Source organism: Bradyrhizobium sp. BRP19 (assembly GCF_020194195.1).
Lineage (GTDB): Bacteria > Pseudomonadota > Alphaproteobacteria > Rhizobiales > Xanthobacteraceae > Bradyrhizobium > Bradyrhizobium yuanmingense.
Window position 1 is genome coordinate 232,890 of record NZ_JADYVZ010000007.1, and the last position, 17,177, is coordinate 250,066.

Below are 17,177 nucleotides of genomic sequence, written 5' to 3' on the forward strand. Positions count from 1 at the left end.
CCGAAGCGCTCTGATCCGTCTACTTCGCCAATTCCTTCGACCGCTGCGTGGCCGCGGCGATGGCGCGGATCATGAGTTCGCGCAGGCCCGGCTCGCCCATCAGCACACTGAGCGCTGCGGCCGTGGTGCCGCCGGGCGAGGTGACGTTCTGGCGCAGCGTGGCGGAGGGAAGCTCCGACTGGTGCAGCAGCGCGCCGGAGCCGGCGACGGTCTCGCGGGCGAGCTTGGTCGCCAGCGCTTCGGGCAATCCCGCTTCGACGCCGGCGCGGGCGAGCTCTTCGGCGAGCAGGAACACATAGGCCGGGCCCGAGCCGGACACCGCGGTGACCGCGTCCATCAAGCCTTCGTCCTCGACCCATTCGACCGCCCCGGTCGCGCGCAGCAGCGCATCGGCCACCGCGCGCTGCGAGGCGCTGACGTCGTTCGCGGCAACAGCGACGGTGATGCCGCGGCCGATCGCGGCCGGCGTATTCGGCATTGCGCGCACCACGGCGCCGCCACAGACCTCCTGGAGCGCAGCGATCGTGGTGCCCGCCATGATCGAGACCACCGACGTCTTGTCCGAGACGAACGGTTTCAGCTTGGCGCCGGCCTCGCGGAACATCTGCGGCTTCACCGCCACGACCAGCGTCTCGACGGCGCCTGCGGTCTTCACATCAGGATTGAGCGCGAGGCCCTTGGCGGCCAGCGCGCAGATCTCGGGCGCAATGTGCGGCTCGATCACCGCGACGCGGCGCGGATCGAGCCCGCCCGAAAGCCATCCGGTCAGCATCGCGCCGCCCATCTTGCCGGCGCCGGCGAGCAGGATGGTGCCGGAGATGCTTTGGAGAGGATTGTTTGCCATCGCCGTTGCCACGCGTTTGCTGTCGTCCCCGCCTAGTGCGCAATTGCGCACGGGGGCGGGACCCATAACCCCAGGCGGTTCTAGTGGATCGAGGTGTCGGCAACAAGCCGCGTGCCACAAGCGAAATCACGCAGTATGGATCCCGGATCGGCGCGCGCTTTGGGCGCGCTTGTCCGGGATGACGTGGGCACGGAGCGTTGGCTCCCTTACGGCCCTACGCCTCCCCCACCGTATCGAACATTGCCGCGTCCATCGCCTCCGCCGTGCTCTTGCCGGCCCACACCACGAACTGGAACGCGGGGAAGTAGCGCTCGCAGGCATGAATGGCGCCGGCGAGCATGACCTCGCATTGCGCCGGCGAGGCGGTAAGGCCGCCCGGCAGCACCAGGGCCTGGCGGTGCATCACCATGCCGGTGGTGGTCCACAGGTCGAAATGGCCGACCCACAGCTGTTCGTTCACGGCGGCAACGAGCCGCTGCACCTCGCCGCGGCGCGCGGGCGGAATCTTCATGTCGAAGGCGCAGGCCAGATGCAGCGCCTCGATCTCGCCCATCCAGGTGAAGGAGAGCTGGTAGTCGGTCCATTGTCCCTTGGAGACAATCGTGAGCTCGTCCTCGCCGGAGCGTTCGAACGGCCAGTTGTTGCTGGCGGCGATGTCCTCGACCACCGCGAGCGGATGGTTTCTGGAATCGATAGTGCCTTCGAGCAGGGACATGCCGTCTCGACCTCTTGCCTTCTTGTTGTCTTTGATACGCACGCGGTTGGGCCCGGCGCGCACTCCCTAAACGTCGCTGCGGCGTCCCTCGGATCAGCCTTTGCAATCCCTCGGAGTCGCTGTTGCGATCCCTCGGATCAGCGCGGGCCTGTCGCGGATCAAGTGATGTGATTTGCGGAATCTGCGCAACGGGGTCGCGAGTCCGTCCACAAGCCAGGACTCGTTCGTCCACAGCTCATCTCCGCCACAATTCTTAACGGACGAGAACAAACCGGAATCGGATTCGGCAAAAAGCTCGCCGCAAATTCCGTGAGGCGAGGGCCGGACCGCCGTGCGGGCATGGGACCATGCGCTTGGCCCATGCGGAACACGCTTGCCGCGACTGCCCGGCGGCGGCATATTTCCTGATAGGCCGTTCATCCCGGACGGCCGATGTTCTCAGGGCGGGGTGAAAGTCCCCACCGGCGGTAAGGGTCGACAGGCCCAAGCCCGCGAGCGCCTTCCGCAAGGGTTTATCCCGAACGGAAGGGTCAGCAGATTCGGTGCAACTCCGAAGCCGACGGTTAAAGTCCGGATGAAAGAGAACGGTCGCTGGCAGACGCATCGAGACGATGCGGCTGTTTGTCGTTCCGTGTGCCCTGATTCTGGTCCTTAAACCGAGGAAAGCCATGAATCAGATGCTGCAAGACCCCCAAACCGAAACGTCCCAAACGCCGCCGCCGGTTCCCGTGGATCCGGCCCCTGCGCATCCGCGTTTCGCCAAGCCGCAGCGGGTGGCCTTCGTGCAGGCCTGCTGGCACCGCGACGTGGTCGCGGAAGCCCGCATCGCCTTCATGAAGGAGGCAGAAGCCCGCCACCTCACCCATGTCGACGTGTTCGAGGTGCCGGGCTCGTTCGAGATCCCGCTGCACGCGCAGGTCCTCGCCAAGACGCGGCGCTACACCGCGATCGTCGCGGCCGGTCTCGTCGTCGACGGCGGCATCTACCGCCACGAATTCGTCGCCGATACCGTGATCAAGGCGCTGATGGACGTGCAGCTGCGCACGGAGGTGCCGGTGTTCTCGGCCGTGCTGACGCCGCAGCAATTCCACGAGACCGAGGTGCACTACGATTTCTTCCGCAAGCACTTTGCGATCAAGGGCGTCGAGGTCGCGACCGCCTGCGCGGAGACGTTGCACGGCCTGGAGCGCCTGCGCGGCCAGGTCGCGGCGGGGATCGTGGGGTAGGCAATGGTCATTCCGGGGCGCGCGCAGCGCGAGCCCGGAATCCATTGATCGACACGGATTGCTGCAAGATGGATTCCGGGTTCGGCGGTGACGCGCCGCCCGGAATGACGGTGCTAGATCAAATCAGTCGAACAGGCTCGACACCGATTCTTCCGCCGCCGTGCGCGCGATCGCATCCGAGATCAGGCTGGCGATCGGCAGGGTGCGGATGTTCGGCGCCTTGGTCACCGCGTCGGTCGGCAGGATCGAATCGGTGATCACCAGCTCCTTCAGCCTGGAGCCGGCGATGCGCGCCGCCGCGCCGCCGGAGAGCACGCCGTGGGTGATGTAGGCGTAGACGTCCTTGGCGCCCTTGGCGAGCAGCGCATCGGCCGCGTTCACCAGCGTGCCGCCGGAATCGACGATGTCGTCGACGAGGATGCAGGTGTGGCCGGAGACGTCGCCGATCACGTTCATGACCTCGGACTCGCCCGGCCGCTCGCGGCGCTTGTCGACGATGGCGAGCGGGGTGTTGATGCGCTTGGCGAGGCCACGCGCGCGGGCGACGCCGCCGACGTCGGGCGAGACCACCATCGTCTTGGTCAGGTCGAACTTGTCCTTGATGTCGCGCACCATCAGCGGCGCGGCGAACAGGTTGTCGGTCGGGATGTCGAAGAAGCCCTGGATCTGGCCGGCATGCAGGTCGAGCGTCATGACGCGGTCGACGCCGGCCTGCGTGATCATGTTGGCGACGAGCTTGGCCGAGATCGGCGTGCGCGAGCCTGATTTACGGTCCTGCCTGGCGTAGCCGAAATAGGGCAGCACTGCGGTGATGCGGCGCGCCGAGGAGCGGCGCAGCGCGTCGGTGATGATGAGCAATTCCATCAGATGGTCGTTGGCGGGGAACGAGGTCGACTGGATGACGAAGGCATCCGAGCCGCGGACGTTCTCCTGGATCTCGACGAAGATCTCCATGTCGGCGAAGCGCCGCACCACCGCCTTGGTCAGCGGCAGGTCGAGCCCTTGCGCGATCGCCTGGGCGAGGGCCGGATTGGAGTTGCCGGCGACGAGCTTGATGGAGCCGTTTTTGGCCGACATGGACGCTTCCTCCCGCGCTTTGCTGGATACGACCTTCAACATCTGAGAATACCCGCTGGCAGCACGGTTACGACGGGCGAGGAAATATCAGGCGGAAGGCCGCGATGGCAACCCGGGATGCTACGTTTTCCCTTCGAAAATCCTGAGTCGGGCCAACGGCTTGGCCGCAAGTTGAGGCCGTGGTTTAGCGGGGGTTATTGCTCGGCATAGCCGAGCGCTGATGCCGGCATGTCCGGCGCGGGAGCGTCCTTGACGACGCTGGCCACCGCCGGTCCGCGCAATGCCGGAGCCGCGCCGGGTGCATCCGGCGTTCCGTTAAACATGTTGGAAAGTCCGCTGAATCCGGCCTGGGCGATCTTCCGCAGCACGAGGTCGTCGGCAGCCGACCACGCGTCGCGCCCGCCCTTGGCCGAGGTCGGTTCCTCGCCGGAGAGACGCAGCGCGCGCTGCTGATTGGCGTCGTAGACGTCCCAGACCCAGGCGATCACGGTCTTGCCGCGCACCACCTGGGCGGAGAGGTAGCTGCGCACGCGATAGGCAGCCGTACCTTCGCGCGAGACCACGGACAGGCTGCGCAGCTTGGATTCGCTGTCGAGCACGCCGACCATGCGGTCGAACACTTGCGGAGGTGGCCCGTCGATCGATTCGAAGGCGATAGTGGCCCCGCTGCCGGCGCTCGGCGCCATCGCATAGGAATTGGCGGCAGTGCCGCCGCCGCCGGCGCAGCCGCCCAGCGCGGCCGCCGCCGCCAGCAGCATGACCGCCAGCACGCGCGAACCCGCGCGGCGGAAGATGAATGACGCGTCCCTCATTATGGAGGGCAGCGATATCGTTAAAATCGATTAAGGTCTAGGGCAGGCGCGACACATCCGCACTGTCATTCCGCGGCGATGCGCAAGCATCGAACCCGGAATCCATTTCGCGGCGTGAATTGCCGCACGATGGATTCCGGGTTCTCGCTTCGCGAGCCCCGGAATGACACGGGGTTGCCCCTGTGTTCACCCTTCCAGCGCGATCGCGTGAACGTGGCGGCCGTAATCCGGCTCCTTGCGATGCACCGAACGGCGATAGCTGAAGAAGCGCTCGTCGGCGTAAGTATCGAGACCGAGATCGTCGATCATCAGGATGCCGGCGGCCTCCAGCCGCTTGCGGATGAAGCCGGCGAGATCGAACATCGCGTGGCCCTCGCGCACCGAGGGGATGAAGAACACAGCGTTCTCGGCATCCTGTTCGATGAAGCGCGCCACGAACTCGTTGCCGACCTCGTAGCTGTCCTGGCGGATCAAGGGGCCGATCGCGGCGATGATGCCGCCGCGCGTGGCGCCGAGCTGCTCCATCGCCGCGATGGTGGCTTCCAGCACGCCCGTCAATGCGCCCTTCCAGCCCGCATGCGCGCCGCCGATCACGCGCGCCTGGGGATCGACGAACAGCACCGGCCCGCAATCGGCGGTGGAGACGCCGAGCGCGATGCCTGGCGTCTTCGTCACCAGCGCATCGCCCTTCGGCCGTGGCCCGCTCGGCCACGGTGCCTCGGCAACCAGCACGTCGGGCGAATGGATCTGGTGCAGGCTGAGGAAGCGCTCGGGCGCAACGCCGACATGCTCGGCCATGCGGCGCCGGTTCTCGGCGACCAGGGTCTGGTCGTCGTTGGAGCCGAGCCCGCCGTTCAGCGCGGAATAGATGCCGCCGGAGACGCCGCCTTCGCGGGTGAAGAAGGCATGGCGCAGGCCGGGCACGGCCGACAGCAGCGACGAAGCTATCGTCATGAGGCCTCTCCTGCCTGTTCGAGATCGCTGAGGCCGGCAAGGCTTGCCAGCCGCGGCTCGGAGATGCCGAGCACCTTGAACATCGAGCCCATGCCGCCACGCCCGGTATCGGTCAGGCGCCTGAGTGCCACCGAAATGTCGGTGGCAACGTCGGGCGCTGCTTTCTGCATCAAGGCGGCGGCGCGGGTGTCGATGCCGATCCGCTTGAGGAAGTCGCCTTGTGTCACCGGCCCATGCACGCGCGCGCCGACGTCCTCGGCCGCGCGCGCCAGCGCCTGGAAATCGACATGGGCGGTGACGTCGGCCTGGCCCGGCGCCTTCAAGGGATCGGCGAAGCTGTGGCGCGCAATCGCCTGGAACGTGTCGCCGGCGTCGCTGCGGAGGTGGCCGTAATCGATGATCAGCGCCGCGCCGTCCTGGTCGCGCACGCGCGCGGCGAGCTTCATGATCTCGCCGTCCGGCCGCCACTCGAACACGGCGCCGATCGGGGCGGCGCGCACCAGGGGCGGCAGCAGCACGTCGAAGCGCGGCGTCGGCTCCGGCGCCGCGCCGAACTGAAGCTTGCCGTTGGGATCGATCTCGATCACGCGCTCATGCCAGCCGTTTTCGAGCCGGACCATCTGGTGGACCGGCAGCACGTCGAAATATTCGTTGGCGAGGATGATGCTGGGGCCCTCCGGCACCTCGTCGATGCTGTCGTGCCAGGCGATGTTGCGCACGTTCGCCAGCGTCGCGCTCTGCCGGTCCCGCAACACGGGATTGACCTCGACCATGTGGATGTGGAGCGCCTGGTAGAGCGGCGGCAGCACGCGGAGCGCGCGCAGCGCATCCGCCATCATGGTGCCGCGGCCGGGGCCGAGCTCGATCAGCCGCAGGAATGGCGGCGAGCCCATCTGCTTCCAGACCGAGGCGGTCCACAACCCCAACAGCTCGCCGAACATCTGGCTGACTTCGGGCGCCGTGGTGAAGTCGCCCTCGCGCCCGAGCGGATCGCGCGAGACGTAATAGCCGTAGCGCGGATGCATCAGGCACAGTTCCATGTACCGCCAGACCGGCATGGGCCCGGAAGATTTGATCAGCGCCTTGATCTCGTTGAGCAGCGGCTGGTCGGTCACGGCGATCTTCTCGAAATGAATTAACGAATGGCCTGGACGGGCGTCGGCGCACCGCGCCTCACTGCCAATACAATAAGAATGAGGCCGACGATAAGCATCGGGATCGACAGCAGCATGCCCATGGTTAATCCGCCCCAGAGGAAACCGAGCTGCGCGTCCGGCTCGCGGAAATGCTCGCCGGCGATGCGGGCCAGACCATAGACCAGGATGAAGGCGCCGAGGATCATGCCGGGGCGCTTCAAGGCACCGAACCGGATCATGATCGCGAGCACCGTGAACAGCAGGATGCCCTCCATGCCGGCTTGGTAGAGCTGGCTCGGATGCCGCGGCAACTGCGTCGGATCGTTGGGGAAGATGATCGCCCAAGGCAGGGTCGGGTCGGTGGCGCGGCCCCACAATTCGCCGTTGATGAAATTGGCGATGCGTCCGAGCAACAGCCCGACCGGGGCGACCGCGGTGGTGATGTCGCCGAGCGACAGGATCGAGATGCCATTGCGCCAGGCGAACCACATCACCGCGACGACGCAGCCGAGGAAGCCGCCGTGGAACGACATCCCGCCCTCCCACAACTTAAAGATCGCGGCGGGATGATCGATGAAGAAGGGCAGGTTGTAGAACAGCACGTAGCCGGCGCGGCCCCCCACGATGATGCCGAGCGTGACCCACAGGATGAAGTCGTCGATCTGAAGCAGCGAGATCGGCGCGGGTCCGCCCCACAGGCGTTCGCTCTTCAGCAGGGCGCGGGCATAAAGCCAGCCGAACACGATGCCGCAGATATAGGCCAAGGCATACCATTTGATCGCGAACGGACCGATCTCGAGCGCGATCGGGTTGAAGGCGGGGAAGTCGATGAGCAGAAACGGCATCGCGCCTTCTGTGTCCAAGCGGGATCGCGGCGGTCGGCGCCGGCAGACGCCCCGTGATTCCTCTTATGCAGGGACGTTGAATACGATTGCAAGGAAACCGGCGCATGACAAGGATACCGCCGCTTCGCTCTTGAACCGGCCCCGTCGGATTGCCATTGTCATTCTGCGTGTTCGCGCAAAGTTTATCGGAGGCCCACAATGACCCAGACCAACAACCGGTTTTTCGACGAGATCGGCCGCCTGATGAACGACGCCGCCGGTGCTGCCCAGGGCGTCAAGCGCGAGTTCGATTCCGTGATGCGCAGCCAGGCCGAAAAATTCCTGCGCGACATGGACCTCGTCAAGCGCGAGGAGTTCGAGGCGGTCAAGGACATGGCGCGCCTTGCGCGTGAGGAGAACGAAGCCCTGAAGGCGCGGCTCGCAGCGCTGGAGGCGAAGCTCGGGGGGACCCCGACGTCGTAAAGCGCGGTCTCTTACCCTCCCCTGGAGGGGGAGGGTCGGCGCGTAGCGCCGGGGTGGGGTGATCTCTCCACTCGGGCACCGCCTCGATCGAGAGACTGTCACCCCACCCCGGCTCACGTTTTGCTACGCTCCATATGAGCCGATCCTCCCCCTCCAAGGGAGGGTAAGGACCCGGGCCTCCCAGGGGAGGGTACCAGCCCATTCTCCTTGTCATTTCCGCAGCTTCCGGGTAAAAGCCCGCCACGTCCGCGGCCCCCGCACCCCTGGAGGCTTGCTGTGGACTATGCCATGGGCCGCCTTGCGGCCCATTAACTTTTGCAAAAACAAGGACTTAACGACATGGCGACGACCGTCAAGGAATTGAAGGCGACCGCGCGTCCGAAGAGCGGCAAGGGGGCCGCCCGGGCTGAGCGTCGCGCCGGGCGAGTGCCCGGAGTGATCTACGGCAACAACCAGCCCCCGCTGACGATCTCGATCGAGGATCGTGAACTGCGCCAGCGCATCCTTGCCGGCCGGTTCCTGACCACGCTGGTCGACATCGACCTCGAGGGCAAGAAGCACCGCGTCATTCCGCGCGACTATCACCTCGATCCGGTCAAGGACTTCCCGATCCATGTCGACTTCATGCGGCTGGGCGAAGGCGCCACCATCCGCATCAGCGTTCCCCTGCACGTGGTGAAGGCGGAAACCTCTCCGGGCGTGAAGCGCGGCGGTACCGTCAACATCGTCGCCCACGCGATCGAGCTCGAATGCGGCGTCGAGAGCATCCCGCAGTACATCGAGGCCGATGTCGGCTCGCTCGAGATCGGTCACTCCCTGCATCTGGCCGACGTCAAGCTGCCGGCCGGCGTCAAGGCGCTGACCCGCGAGGACGCGACCCTCGTCACCATCGTGCCGCCGTCCGGTTACGCCGAAGAGCAGAAGGCCGCTGCTGCGGCTGCCGCTGCTGGTGCGGCCCCGGGCGCTGCGGCTGCTCCGGCCGCTGGTGCTGCGGCTCCGGCTGCTGCTCCTGCCGCTGCTGCCAAGGCTCCCGCCGGCGGCGACAAGAAGAAGTAATCTCTCGAAGCTGGCGCGCGGTCCTTGACCGCGCGCCGAGCGGGGGGCGCGCCGCGTCATGCGACTCTTTGTTGGGCTCGGCAATCCCGGCGCGAAATACGCACGTAACCGCCACAATATCGGCTTCATGGCCGTCGACGAGATCGCGCGGCGTCATGGTTTTGCGCCGTGGCGCCGCCGCTTTCAGGGCGAGACCTCGGAAGGTGCGCTCGGACCCGAGCGCGTGATCCTGCTCAAGCCCACGACCTACATGAACGAGTCCGGACGCAGCGTTCAGGAAGCGGCGAGCTTCTTCAAGATCGCCGCGGGCGACACCACCGTGTTCCACGACGAGCTCGAGCTGCCGCCAGGCAAGGTGCGGGTGAAGATCGGCGGCGGCATTGCCGGCCACAACGGCCTGCGCTCGATCTCGGCGCATATCGGCAACGATTATCGCCGCGTGCGCCTCGGCATCGGTCATCCCGGCGTCAAGGAGCTGGTGCACGGCCATGTGCTGTCGGACTTCGCCAAGGCCGACAACGAATGGGTGACGACGCTCTGCGATGCGGTGGCCGAGCACGCCGCACTGCTTGCCAAGGGCACGGACGCAACCTTCGCCAACAGGGTGCATCTGGCCATGCAGGCGAAGGGGTTTTTGACCAAGGACGAGAACGGCAAGGACTAGAGCTAGGTTCTCCGTCATGCCCGGGCAGAAGCGCGAAAGCGCGTCTTCGCGCTAGATGTCCCGGGCATCCACGTTCTTGGTGCAGCGAGTTGAAGTCGTGGATGGCCGGGTCAAGCCCGGCCATGACGAATACGGATAGAGGACCACCATGGGATTCAAATGCGGGATCGTCGGATTGCCTAATGTCGGCAAGTCGACCTTGTTCAATGCGCTGACCGAGACGGCCGCGGCCCAGGCCGCGAACTATCCGTTCTGCACCATCGAGCCGAATGTCGGCGAGGTCGCCGTGCCCGATCCCAGGCTCGACAAGCTCGCGGCCATCGCCAAGTCGGGCCAGATCATCCCGACCCGGCTGACCTTCGTCGACATCGCCGGCCTCGTGCGCGGCGCCTCCAAGGGCGAAGGCCTCGGCAACCAGTTCCTCGCCAATATCCGCGAGGTCGACGCCATCGCGCATGTGGTGCGCTGCTTTGAAGATTCCGACATCACCCATGTCGAAGGCAAGATCGCCCCGCTCGCGGACATCGAGACCATCGAGACCGAGCTGATGCTCGCGGACCTAGACAGCCTCGAGAAGCGCGTCGACAATCTCACCAAGAAGGCCAAGGGCAACGACAAGGACGCCAAGGAGCAGCTCGATCTCGTCAACCGCACCCTGGTGCTCTTGCGCGAAGGCAAGCCCGCGCGCCTCGTCGAGCGCAAGGCGGAGGAGGAGCGGGCCTTCTCGATGCTCGGCCTGCTGTCGTCCAAGCCCGTGCTCTATGTCTGCAACGTCGAGGAAGGCTCGGCCGCGACAGGCAACGCCTTCTCCAAGGCGGTCGAGGAGCAGGCGGCGAAGGAGGGCGCGGTTGCCGTCGTCATCTCCGCCAAGATCGAATCCGAGATCGCGACCATCTCGCGTGACGAGCGCGCGGACTTCCTGGAGACCTTGGGCCTCGAAGAAGCCGGCCTCGATCGCCTGATCCGCGCCGGCTACACCCTGCTCGACCTCATCACCTACTTCACCGTGGGCCCGAAGGAAGCGCGCGCCTGGACCATCTATCGCGGCACCAAGGCGCCGGCGGCGGCCGGCGTGATCCACACCGATTTCGAGAAGGGTTTTATCCGCGCCGAGACCATCGCGCATGACGATTACGTCGCGCTCGGCGGCGAAGCCGGTGCCCGCGATGCCGGCAAGCTCCGCCTTGAAGGCAAGGACTACGTCGTCGCCGACGGCGACGTGATGCATTTCAGGTTTAATACGTAGGAGCTGGTCATTCCGGGGCGCGCGAAGCGCGAGCCCGGAATCCATCTATACGCTTGTTCTGTGGCTCAATGGATTCCCTGGCTCGCCTCTTCGAGGCGCCCCGGAATGACGGGAATCACCGCATCCCTGATCCCTGGTCCCGGATCGCGCCGAGATGCTCGTTGATGCGGAAGACGATCAGGATCAGCTCCGCGACGATGCGCGAGAACACGATGCCGACCACGACGCTGGCGATCGACGACAGCAGCACCAGGAAGCCGCCGAATGGGCTGATCGCCATCGCGGCCAACCCTGAGAAGATGCCGGAGAGCCCGAACAGGCAGATCAGCGCGATCACCAGCCAGTAGAAGGTCTTGATGATCGTCGGCGTGATGAAGCGGTCCCACTGGAACAGGTCGCTGAATGAGAACATTGCTCTCCCCAAGGCAAATCGCAAGGCAAATCGGGACTTCAAATCGGGCTTCGGCCGTCGATCGATCCGACTCAAATCAACGCCGATCTCAAGTATGTAGCACGAGCCATGCGGGCCGGCGGGTTGAGATTGCCGCAAAGTGCGGCCACAATCTGTCATTCCCGCAAAGCTTTCCCGAGATGACCCTGACCTTCGAAGATTTCCCGCCTGGCCGGTTCGGAACGTTCGGCCCGCGCCACGTCACCCGCGACGAGATATTGGCCTTTGCCGCCGAGTTCGATCCGCAGCCGATGCACCTCGACGAGGCGGCAGCAGCTGAGAGCATGCTGCGCGGCCTGTCCGGTTCGGGCTGGCACCTGTGCTCGCTGATGATGCGGATGATGGCCGACGGCTTCATCACCCGCGCCGCGTCGCTGGGATCTCCCGGCGTCGACGAGGTGCGCTGGCTGTCGCCGCTGCGGCCTGGCGACGATCTCACGCTCGACGTCGATGTCCTGGAAGCGCGGGCCTCGAAGAGCCGACCTGAGCTCGGCATCGTCAAGTTCAAATGCACCGCGCGCAATGCGGCGGGGCAGGCGCTCGCCGAGATGATCTCGCCGATCCTGATCAAGCGGCGCGAGGGAGCGGCCTGATGCGGTTCTTCGAAGACATCGCGATCGGTCAGCGCCGCGAGATCGGCGCCTATACGTTCACCGCGGAAAAGATCAAGACCTTCGCCGCCAAGTTCGATCCGCAACGCTTTCACCTCGACGAGGAGGAGGGCAAGAACTCGCTGTTCGGCGGGCTCGCGGCCTCGGGCTGGCATGTCGGCTCGGCCTGCATGAGCCTGCTTGTCGCCGACGGCCAGCGTCTGGCGCGCGAGGCCGCCTCGCGCGGCGAGGAGGTCGCGGTGTGGGGCCCGTCGCCGGGTTTTCGCGACCTGCGCTGGATCAGGCCGGTGCTCGCCGGCGACACCGTCTCTTACGTCAACGTCGTCATCGACAAGCGCACCTCGGCCTCCCGTCCCGGCTGGGGCATTTTGACGGCCCGCACCACCGGCACCAACCAGCGCGGCGAGGAGGTCTATTCCATCACCGCCTCCGCCTTCGTGCCGCTGCGCAAGGGCGGTTAGATCTGTTCCAAGATGAACGGGCAAATGAGTGCGCGAGTGTTGCCCGCGCGCTATGGACGCGATTCCGGGTGGCTGCCATAAGCCTGCGCAACATGGTTACGGCGAAGCAGTTTCGCGGAACCAGTCAGTTGCTAACTAATTATGAACCTGTCGCTGTCTATTTGAAACGAATAGGCAGACGACAGGGGACGAGGACCATGGCTGATCGCGGCGCACTCAAATTTGTTGGATTCATCTTCGCGACCGCGACGCTGGCCGTGATGCTGGTCGCGGGCATGGTGGCGAAGGGCTACGCCGATGGCGCCTACACGCTGGAAGCCTCGACCGCGGAAGCGGCCCGGTAAGAATTCGTTAACGATCGCGGCCGGCATCCGGCCGCAGCTCAGCGGCTATAGACGAACGCCAGGATGGCGATCGCAACCGCCAGCAGCCCGACAAAGCGCAGCATGATCGTGCCGAATTGATTCGGCGCGGGCCGTAACGGGATCGGGTCCGTGGTGTCGGGCCGAATGCTTTCCATCTGAAATGTCCCCTGAGCCCGGCCGTAGCTGCACGGGCGCTTGGCGTTGGTCGCCGGGGTGGGCCGGAGGGTTCAATGGTGGCCGTTGGCCGCGCCACATTCTCCGCTGTCATGCCCCGGCTTGTCCGGGGCATCCAGTACGCCGCGGCCTATCGATTCAATCACCGGCGCTGGTGGAATACTGGATCACCCGCCCCTGTGCGCAATTGCGCACTAGGCGGGTGATGACACCTGTGTTGGAGAAACGGCTGCGTGACCCACCAACAAATCAAAACCGCCGCGCTCCCTTCCGGAACGCGGCGGCCAATGATGCGTTCGTGCCGGCGATCAGCTGTTGCGCAGGCCGTCGGCGGCGCGCTTCCACTGCGCGACGTTGTCGGCGATCATGCGGGTCGACTTCATCGCGGCCTGGCTGAGCTGGGCGTAGCCGGAGATCTCGCGCTGGACGCGCTGGCCTTCGGCGTGGAGCAGGTCGCGCAGGCTCTCGAGCTCGGAGATCAAATTCTCGATCTCGGCGAGCGAGGTGCCGGCGACGCGCTGGATCAGCGAGTTGACGTTGTTGACGGTGGCTTCCGCGCTCGGGTCGAGCGGCGGCGCGTCGGCGGTTGTCGCGGCCGGACGGCGCAGATAGGCGATGTCGTTGCGGACGAAGTCGCGGATGCCGGCTTCGACCTCGGTCACGGCGGCGAGGTTGGTGTCGACCGTCTCGGTCTCGGTGGCTTCGATCTTTTCGGGACGCATGGCGTTCATCGTTATTCCCCTGTTCGCGTTGAGCGCAGCGCGAGTGTCCCCCGCACGACGACGTCTGTGAGGCAGGCTGCATCAGGGCGTCCGATTTTGACCGCAAATGGGCCAAGATGCGGCAAGGCCGGACCATTCGGGGGTTTTGCCGTGGCGTATGGTTAGGGAAGGGTGAATGCTGCCGCGGTGATGGCCTTCTCCCCGCAGGCGGGGAGAGGCGCCGGCCTCACCAGCTCTTCTTGAAGCCCGCCGTCACGCTCTTGTTCAGCGTGCCTTGCGAGGTTTCACCGACCGAGCCTGATACGGTGACGTTGTCGAACAGCTTCTGCTCGGCGCCGAGCTTGCGCAGCCATTTGTCGTCGGTGGTCGACAGCGTCTGGCCGGCAACGATGCTGGTGCCGGTGTCGGTCACGGTGACCTTGGCGCTCTGGTCGGTCTCGTAATTGCGCGTGACGTGGCCGCCGATGCCGGGGACCGCTGTGGTGCCGTGCTGGTTGACGCTGTAGCCGTTCTGCAGCGTCAGCGAGGTATCGCCCGACAGCGGCACCGATTTGGTCAGTGACGCCCCGATCTTGCTGTGCTCGGCGCCGGGATCGACCCTGGCTTCCACCGCGGTCTTGTCCCAGATCGCGCCCGCGCCCGGCGCGGTTGCCGTCGCCCAGGCGCTGCCCGAGGATTGCGGCAGGTTGCCGCCGTTGGTGGCCTTCTGCGCCAGCAGCTCGGACATCGTCCTGGGCTCGCTCGCCAGCGTCATGTCGGCGCCGACTCGGGTATCCCAGAACGAGGACACCGATTGCTTCACGGTCACCGCCGAGGAGCCGTTGGCATTGGGATTCGACGACCAGTCGAGGCCTTCCCTGGCGGCGGCCTGCGCGCGCTTCTTGGCGGCCATCGGGTCGATGCCGGTCCCCGCATCGACCGCGATCTGGCTCCAGTCGAGCTTGTCGACGTCGATGCCCTTCATGATGTCGGGATCATTGACGTCGGGGGCTTCGGCCGCCTCGGTCTCGTCGTCGGATGCGGGTGAGGAGAAGGGCGGAATGATCTGTGCCTGTAAGGTCAGCACCGAGCCCAAGATGAATGCGGCCGCCAGCAACGGCAGCCTGGTCCAGCCAAACCCTGTCGAGAATTCCATCGTCCTGCCCACGAACCCCAGCGCATGCTGTCCGCCCCACTATAGCGGCCGCGACGACCATGCGCCATTCCGGTACTGAAAGTGCCGATTTATCGTTGCGGAATTGTGGCGGTTCGCAAGGGGAGGCGAACCAACGGGCCGCGCGAAAGGCGCGCGCCCGATGACAGGTTCGTGATGCGACGGCATCCGGCGGGGCTGGAGGCCAGGACGTCGCGATCGCCTCGTCATCGGTCCCGAACAGCGGGGCCCGTTGGCGTCCCCCTGAAGCGCGATGATCATCATCGCGCTTCAGGTTGTTGTTTGCGCATGATCTTCTCGGAAAACCGCTTCGCACTTTGCGCTAACGCGGCCCTTCGGAGCCGGATCATGCGTTAGCCGACGCTGGTCATCTTCGGCAGATGAATGGCGCGGCCGAGTGCCTGCTCGACCAGGTCGAAGGTGTCGATCAGCACCCGCATGCTGATCAGCTTGCCGGCCTTGAACTGGGCGAACTGCGCCACGCGCAGGCTGATCGGCTTGTTGGAATCCAGCGCCGTCAGCGAATAGCGCACCATCGAGGCGGCGGAATCGACGCCCAGCATGATGCTCTCGCGGTCGAAGCGGCGGACCTGGAAATTGTCGGCGAGCTGGCGGATGACGTCGAGCACGGCATCCTTGCCCTGGCGCGCGCCGAGGAACGGAAACATGTCGATCGGGCCGTAGAGCGCCCACTCGACGTCCTCGTCGATCAGGGCCTCGATATCCCTAAAATCCCGGTCGTTGATCGCGCGGTGCAACGCACGCGAGAAACGCCAGAGGCTGTGCTCTGTCATTTGGGGCAGTCCTGAAGCTGGCTTTACGGAAAAAAACGGCAAACAACCCCATGCGCACCAAGGCGCCAGGGCTCAACTCATTTGTATACGAACAAATTAGCAGATTTCGGCCAAAACGCAATTCACGTTTTCGCAATGCACACTTGAACGGGTTTTGTGAGATTTACAATACAACCCCGTAATTGTCCGGGTCCCGGCGCTCAGTCCGCCCCGGCAATCAGCGGCCCGATCTCCCGTTCCAGCACCTGCTGCACCAAATCGTAGGAATCGATGATCTCGCGCATCTCCGCCACCAGTCCGCCGCGAAACGTGTAGAACACCGCCATGTCGAACTGCACGATGCGGTCGTTGCTGCGCTTCTTGAAAAAAGCGTGCATGTAGGTCGCGACGGCCTCGCCCTCGGCGACGATATGCGGCGTCTTGTAACGAACCTCCGAATAGCGCGACCAGACCGTCTGCCACAGCTCGCGCAGCTCCTGCTTGCCGTGGCGCGGCACCAGATGTGGCAGCACGTCGATCGGGGCGTGGGTGAGGAAATAGACGTCATCGGTGCAGCAGGCCAGCGCCGTCTCGATATCGCCGCGCGCGAAGGCATCGAGCAGGTGCACGACGCGTTGGCGATTCAGCTGCTCCACCGTCATTCCCGCCCGCTCTCCCTGGTCTTGTGCCTTTTGCAAGCCTAGCGCGTGGTCTCACGCCGGCGCAATCCGCAAGATCACAGGGATGTTTGCAGAGGTTTTGACGTGCGAGCGCAATGCCCGGTTCATGGGGTTCGCGGCGTCTTCGGCTGCTTGGTGTGCAAGCCCGCGTGGACGAACCCGCAAAGCCGCGCGCCGGGAACATAGGCGGCCCGCTCTCGTGCGCCGAAGCTTGCGTGAACGTGGAGGGGAGAGACGCAGCCGGCATCGCCGGCCTGCGTGATCCATCTCACGTCGCGCCTGTCCAGACGCCGCTACCGTCATCCCCAAGTCATCAGGGAGACGTGCCATGGCCACCATCGCCGCCACGAGAAAGTCCCGCCTGCATAACGCGCTCGAAGGCCTCGCGCTGACCGCGGCCCTGCAGAGCTTCCCGACCTTCGCCACCGCGGCCTTCCTGCTCAAGCTCGTTGGCAACCACGACCTCGTCGGCGATCCCGGCGTCGCCATCTTCGTCGCCTTCGCCTCGTTCACCCACGCCCTGATCGCCGTGACCCTCGGCCCGAGTTTCCCGCACCTGTTCAAGACCGTCTACGAGCCGAAATTCTTCGAGGCCCATCTGTCGCTCTCCGACAAAATCACGGCCTGGCGCACCCAGCCCGTCGCCTCGCTGCAATTGGTGACGATCGTGCTGCTGCTGTCGGTGATGGCCGTGGTGGCGGCGAGCGTGGGGTGAGGGGGTAACCACGAACGTCGCCGATAAACCTACGC

The 17,177-nt window shown here is 65.4% G+C and carries 22 protein-coding genes and 1 riboswitch; of the genes, 9 read left to right on the forward strand and 13 right to left on the reverse strand.

Annotated elements, in window-relative coordinates; translation table 11 throughout:
* Window positions 1-19: 19 nt before the first annotated feature.
* On the reverse strand, window positions 20-844 hold the full coding sequence (gene proC, locus I6F36_RS22715) for a pyrroline-5-carboxylate reductase (RefSeq protein WP_225172193.1): 825 nt from the start codon (window positions 842-844) through the stop codon (window positions 20-22).
* 214 nt (window positions 845-1,058) lie between these two features.
* Entirely contained in the window at window positions 1,059-1,559 is a 501-nt protein-coding gene (locus I6F36_RS22720; protein WP_036009392.1) for a YbjN domain-containing protein, read from the reverse strand.
* A gap of 430 nt (window positions 1,560-1,989) precedes the next feature.
* Window positions 1,990-2,149: riboswitch (FMN riboswitch) on the forward strand.
* A gap of 78 nt (window positions 2,150-2,227) precedes the next feature.
* Here I6F36_RS22720 and I6F36_RS22725 point away from each other — a divergent pair.
* The gene (locus I6F36_RS22725; protein WP_036027167.1) at window positions 2,228-2,785 is read left to right on the forward strand and encodes a 6,7-dimethyl-8-ribityllumazine synthase; all 558 of its coding nucleotides are present in this window, start codon (window positions 2,228-2,230) and stop codon (window positions 2,783-2,785) included.
* Between the two features lie 123 nt (window positions 2,786-2,908).
* On the opposite strand, the gene I6F36_RS22730 is transcribed toward I6F36_RS22725, so the two are convergent.
* The 5 genes from I6F36_RS22730 to lgt all read right to left on the reverse strand — a co-directional run bounded on the left by I6F36_RS22730 (window position 2,909) and on the right by lgt (window position 7,609).
* Window positions 2,909-3,862, reverse strand: coding sequence for a ribose-phosphate pyrophosphokinase (locus I6F36_RS22730; RefSeq protein WP_036009398.1), 954 nt, complete (start codon window positions 3,860-3,862; stop codon window positions 2,909-2,911).
* Window positions 3,863-4,056: 194 nt separating this feature from the next.
* Window positions 4,057-4,674, reverse strand: a complete 618-nt coding sequence (locus I6F36_RS22735) for a hypothetical protein (protein ID WP_225172194.1) — start codon at window positions 4,672-4,674, stop codon at window positions 4,057-4,059.
* A gap of 186 nt (window positions 4,675-4,860) precedes the next feature.
* Window positions 4,861-5,628: a peptidoglycan editing factor PgeF gene (gene pgeF, locus I6F36_RS22740; RefSeq protein ID WP_225126825.1), complete on the reverse strand. Its 768-nt coding sequence runs from the start codon at window positions 5,626-5,628 to the stop codon at window positions 4,861-4,863.
* Complete coding sequence (locus I6F36_RS22745) at window positions 5,625-6,743, reverse strand: SAM-dependent methyltransferase (RefSeq protein ID WP_225172195.1); 1,119 nt, start codon at window positions 6,741-6,743, stop codon at window positions 5,625-5,627. Before I6F36_RS22745 ends, pgeF begins: the two co-directional genes overlap by 4 nt.
* Before the next feature lie 20 nt (window positions 6,744-6,763).
* Entirely contained in the window at window positions 6,764-7,609 is an 846-nt protein-coding gene (gene lgt, locus I6F36_RS22750; RefSeq protein ID WP_036027175.1) for a prolipoprotein diacylglyceryl transferase, read from the reverse strand.
* Between the two features lie 198 nt (window positions 7,610-7,807).
* Here lgt and I6F36_RS22755 point away from each other — a divergent pair, with 198 nt between their 5' ends.
* The 4 genes from I6F36_RS22755 to ychF all read left to right on the forward strand — a co-directional run bounded on the left by I6F36_RS22755 (window position 7,808) and on the right by ychF (window position 11,037).
* On the forward strand, window positions 7,808-8,071 hold the full coding sequence (locus I6F36_RS22755) for an accessory factor UbiK family protein (protein ID WP_057027684.1): 264 nt from the start codon (window positions 7,808-7,810) through the stop codon (window positions 8,069-8,071).
* Window positions 8,072-8,410: 339 nt separating this feature from the next.
* Entirely contained in the window at window positions 8,411-9,127 is a 717-nt protein-coding gene (locus I6F36_RS22760; protein ID WP_057027685.1) for a 50S ribosomal protein L25/general stress protein Ctc, read from the forward strand.
* 58 nt (window positions 9,128-9,185) lie between these two features.
* Entirely contained in the window at window positions 9,186-9,791 is a 606-nt protein-coding gene (gene pth / locus I6F36_RS22765; protein ID WP_225172196.1) for an aminoacyl-tRNA hydrolase, read from the forward strand.
* Window positions 9,792-9,939: 148 nt separating this feature from the next.
* Window positions 9,940-11,037 carry a redox-regulated ATPase YchF gene (gene ychF, locus I6F36_RS22770; RefSeq protein WP_225172197.1) on the forward strand — a complete coding sequence of 366 codons (1,098 nt, stop codon included), beginning with the start codon at window positions 9,940-9,942 and terminating at the stop codon, window positions 11,035-11,037.
* Between the two features lie 115 nt (window positions 11,038-11,152).
* Here ychF and I6F36_RS22775 read toward each other — a convergent pair whose 3' ends face one another.
* Window positions 11,153-11,449: a DUF4282 domain-containing protein gene (locus tag I6F36_RS22775; RefSeq protein ID WP_028134403.1), complete on the reverse strand. Its 297-nt coding sequence runs from the start codon at window positions 11,447-11,449 to the stop codon at window positions 11,153-11,155.
* Window positions 11,450-11,628: 179 nt separating this feature from the next.
* On the opposite strand from I6F36_RS22775, the gene I6F36_RS22780 reads away from it, so the two are divergent.
* From I6F36_RS22780 to I6F36_RS22790, 3 genes are all read left to right on the forward strand, one after another.
* Window positions 11,629-12,081: a MaoC family dehydratase gene (locus I6F36_RS22780; protein WP_057027688.1), complete on the forward strand. Its 453-nt coding sequence runs from the start codon at window positions 11,629-11,631 to the stop codon at window positions 12,079-12,081.
* Window positions 12,081-12,560 (forward strand): MaoC family dehydratase, encoded by a 480-nt coding sequence (locus tag I6F36_RS22785; RefSeq protein ID WP_057027689.1) that lies wholly within the window; start codon window positions 12,081-12,083, stop codon window positions 12,558-12,560. The genes I6F36_RS22780 and I6F36_RS22785 overlap by 1 nt, the downstream gene beginning before the upstream one ends.
* A 197-nt stretch (window positions 12,561-12,757) precedes the next feature.
* Window positions 12,758-12,904: a hypothetical protein gene (locus I6F36_RS22790; protein ID WP_036009412.1), complete on the forward strand. Its 147-nt coding sequence runs from the start codon at window positions 12,758-12,760 to the stop codon at window positions 12,902-12,904.
* Window positions 12,905-12,942: 38 nt separating this feature from the next.
* On the opposite strand, the gene I6F36_RS22795 is transcribed toward I6F36_RS22790, so the two are convergent.
* From I6F36_RS22795 to I6F36_RS22815, 5 genes are all read right to left on the reverse strand, one after another.
* Window positions 12,943-13,080 (reverse strand): hypothetical protein, encoded by a 138-nt coding sequence (locus I6F36_RS22795; RefSeq protein ID WP_007614812.1) that lies wholly within the window; start codon window positions 13,078-13,080, stop codon window positions 12,943-12,945.
* Between the two features lie 327 nt (window positions 13,081-13,407).
* Window positions 13,408-13,830, reverse strand: coding sequence for a hypothetical protein (locus tag I6F36_RS22800; RefSeq protein WP_036040066.1), 423 nt, complete (start codon window positions 13,828-13,830; stop codon window positions 13,408-13,410).
* Window positions 13,831-14,047: 217 nt separating this feature from the next.
* Complete coding sequence (locus I6F36_RS22805; protein ID WP_225172198.1) at window positions 14,048-14,956, reverse strand: hypothetical protein; 909 nt, start codon at window positions 14,954-14,956, stop codon at window positions 14,048-14,050.
* Between the two features lie 371 nt (window positions 14,957-15,327).
* Window positions 15,328-15,768: a nuclear transport factor 2 family protein gene (locus tag I6F36_RS22810; protein ID WP_109145308.1), complete on the reverse strand. Its 441-nt coding sequence runs from the start codon at window positions 15,766-15,768 to the stop codon at window positions 15,328-15,330.
* 200 nt (window positions 15,769-15,968) lie between these two features.
* Window positions 15,969-16,409 (reverse strand): nuclear transport factor 2 family protein, encoded by a 441-nt coding sequence (locus I6F36_RS22815; RefSeq protein WP_057027692.1) that lies wholly within the window; start codon window positions 16,407-16,409, stop codon window positions 15,969-15,971.
* A 346-nt stretch (window positions 16,410-16,755) separates the two neighbouring features.
* Between I6F36_RS22815 and I6F36_RS22820 the strand changes: the two genes are divergently transcribed.
* The gene (locus tag I6F36_RS22820; RefSeq protein ID WP_225140461.1) at window positions 16,756-17,142 is read left to right on the forward strand and encodes a hypothetical protein; all 387 of its coding nucleotides are present in this window, start codon (window positions 16,756-16,758) and stop codon (window positions 17,140-17,142) included.
* The last annotated feature ends 35 nt before the right edge of the window (window positions 17,143-17,177 follow it).

Coding starts and splice junctions, on each gene's coding strand:
- ychF (WP_225172197.1), top strand. CDS start 9,940: ATGGGATTCAAATGCGGGATCGTCGGATTGCCTAATGTCGGCAAGTCG.
- I6F36_RS22755 (WP_057027684.1), top strand. CDS start 7,808: ATGACCCAGACCAACAACCGGTTTTTCGACGAGATCGGCCGCCTGATG.
- I6F36_RS22805 (WP_225172198.1), bottom strand. CDS start 14,956: ATGGAATTCTCGACAGGGTTTGGCTGGACCAGGCTGCCGTTGCTGGCG.
- I6F36_RS22760 (WP_057027685.1), top strand. CDS start 8,411: ATGGCGACGACCGTCAAGGAATTGAAGGCGACCGCGCGTCCGAAGAGC.
- lgt (WP_036027175.1), bottom strand. CDS start 7,609: ATGCCGTTTCTGCTCATCGACTTCCCCGCCTTCAACCCGATCGCGCTC.
- I6F36_RS22785 (WP_057027689.1), top strand. CDS start 12,081: ATGCGGTTCTTCGAAGACATCGCGATCGGTCAGCGCCGCGAGATCGGC.
- pgeF (WP_225126825.1), bottom strand. CDS start 5,628: ATGACGATAGCTTCGTCGCTGCTGTCGGCCGTGCCCGGCCTGCGCCAT.
- I6F36_RS22735 (WP_225172194.1), bottom strand. CDS start 4,674: ATGAGGGACGCGTCATTCATCTTCCGCCGCGCGGGTTCGCGCGTGCTG.
- I6F36_RS22780 (WP_057027688.1), top strand. CDS start 11,629: ATGACCCTGACCTTCGAAGATTTCCCGCCTGGCCGGTTCGGAACGTTC.
- I6F36_RS22790 (WP_036009412.1), top strand. CDS start 12,758: ATGGCTGATCGCGGCGCACTCAAATTTGTTGGATTCATCTTCGCGACC.
- I6F36_RS22810 (WP_109145308.1), bottom strand. CDS start 15,768: ATGACAGAGCACAGCCTCTGGCGTTTCTCGCGTGCGTTGCACCGCGCG.
- pth (WP_225172196.1), top strand. CDS start 9,186: ATGCGACTCTTTGTTGGGCTCGGCAATCCCGGCGCGAAATACGCACGT.
- I6F36_RS22795 (WP_007614812.1), bottom strand. CDS start 13,080: ATGGAAAGCATTCGGCCCGACACCACGGACCCGATCCCGTTACGGCCC.
- I6F36_RS22730 (WP_036009398.1), bottom strand. CDS start 3,862: ATGTCGGCCAAAAACGGCTCCATCAAGCTCGTCGCCGGCAACTCCAAT.
- I6F36_RS22800 (WP_036040066.1), bottom strand. CDS start 13,830: ATGAACGCCATGCGTCCCGAAAAGATCGAAGCCACCGAGACCGAGACG.
- I6F36_RS22720 (WP_036009392.1), bottom strand. CDS start 1,559: ATGTCCCTGCTCGAAGGCACTATCGATTCCAGAAACCATCCGCTCGCG.
- I6F36_RS22725 (WP_036027167.1), top strand. CDS start 2,228: ATGAATCAGATGCTGCAAGACCCCCAAACCGAAACGTCCCAAACGCCG.
- I6F36_RS22815 (WP_057027692.1), bottom strand. CDS start 16,409: ATGACGGTGGAGCAGCTGAATCGCCAACGCGTCGTGCACCTGCTCGAT.
- proC (WP_225172193.1), bottom strand. CDS start 844: ATGGCAAACAATCCTCTCCAAAGCATCTCCGGCACCATCCTGCTCGCC.
- I6F36_RS22775 (WP_028134403.1), bottom strand. CDS start 11,449: ATGTTCTCATTCAGCGACCTGTTCCAGTGGGACCGCTTCATCACGCCG.
- I6F36_RS22820 (WP_225140461.1), top strand. CDS start 16,756: ATGGCCACCATCGCCGCCACGAGAAAGTCCCGCCTGCATAACGCGCTC.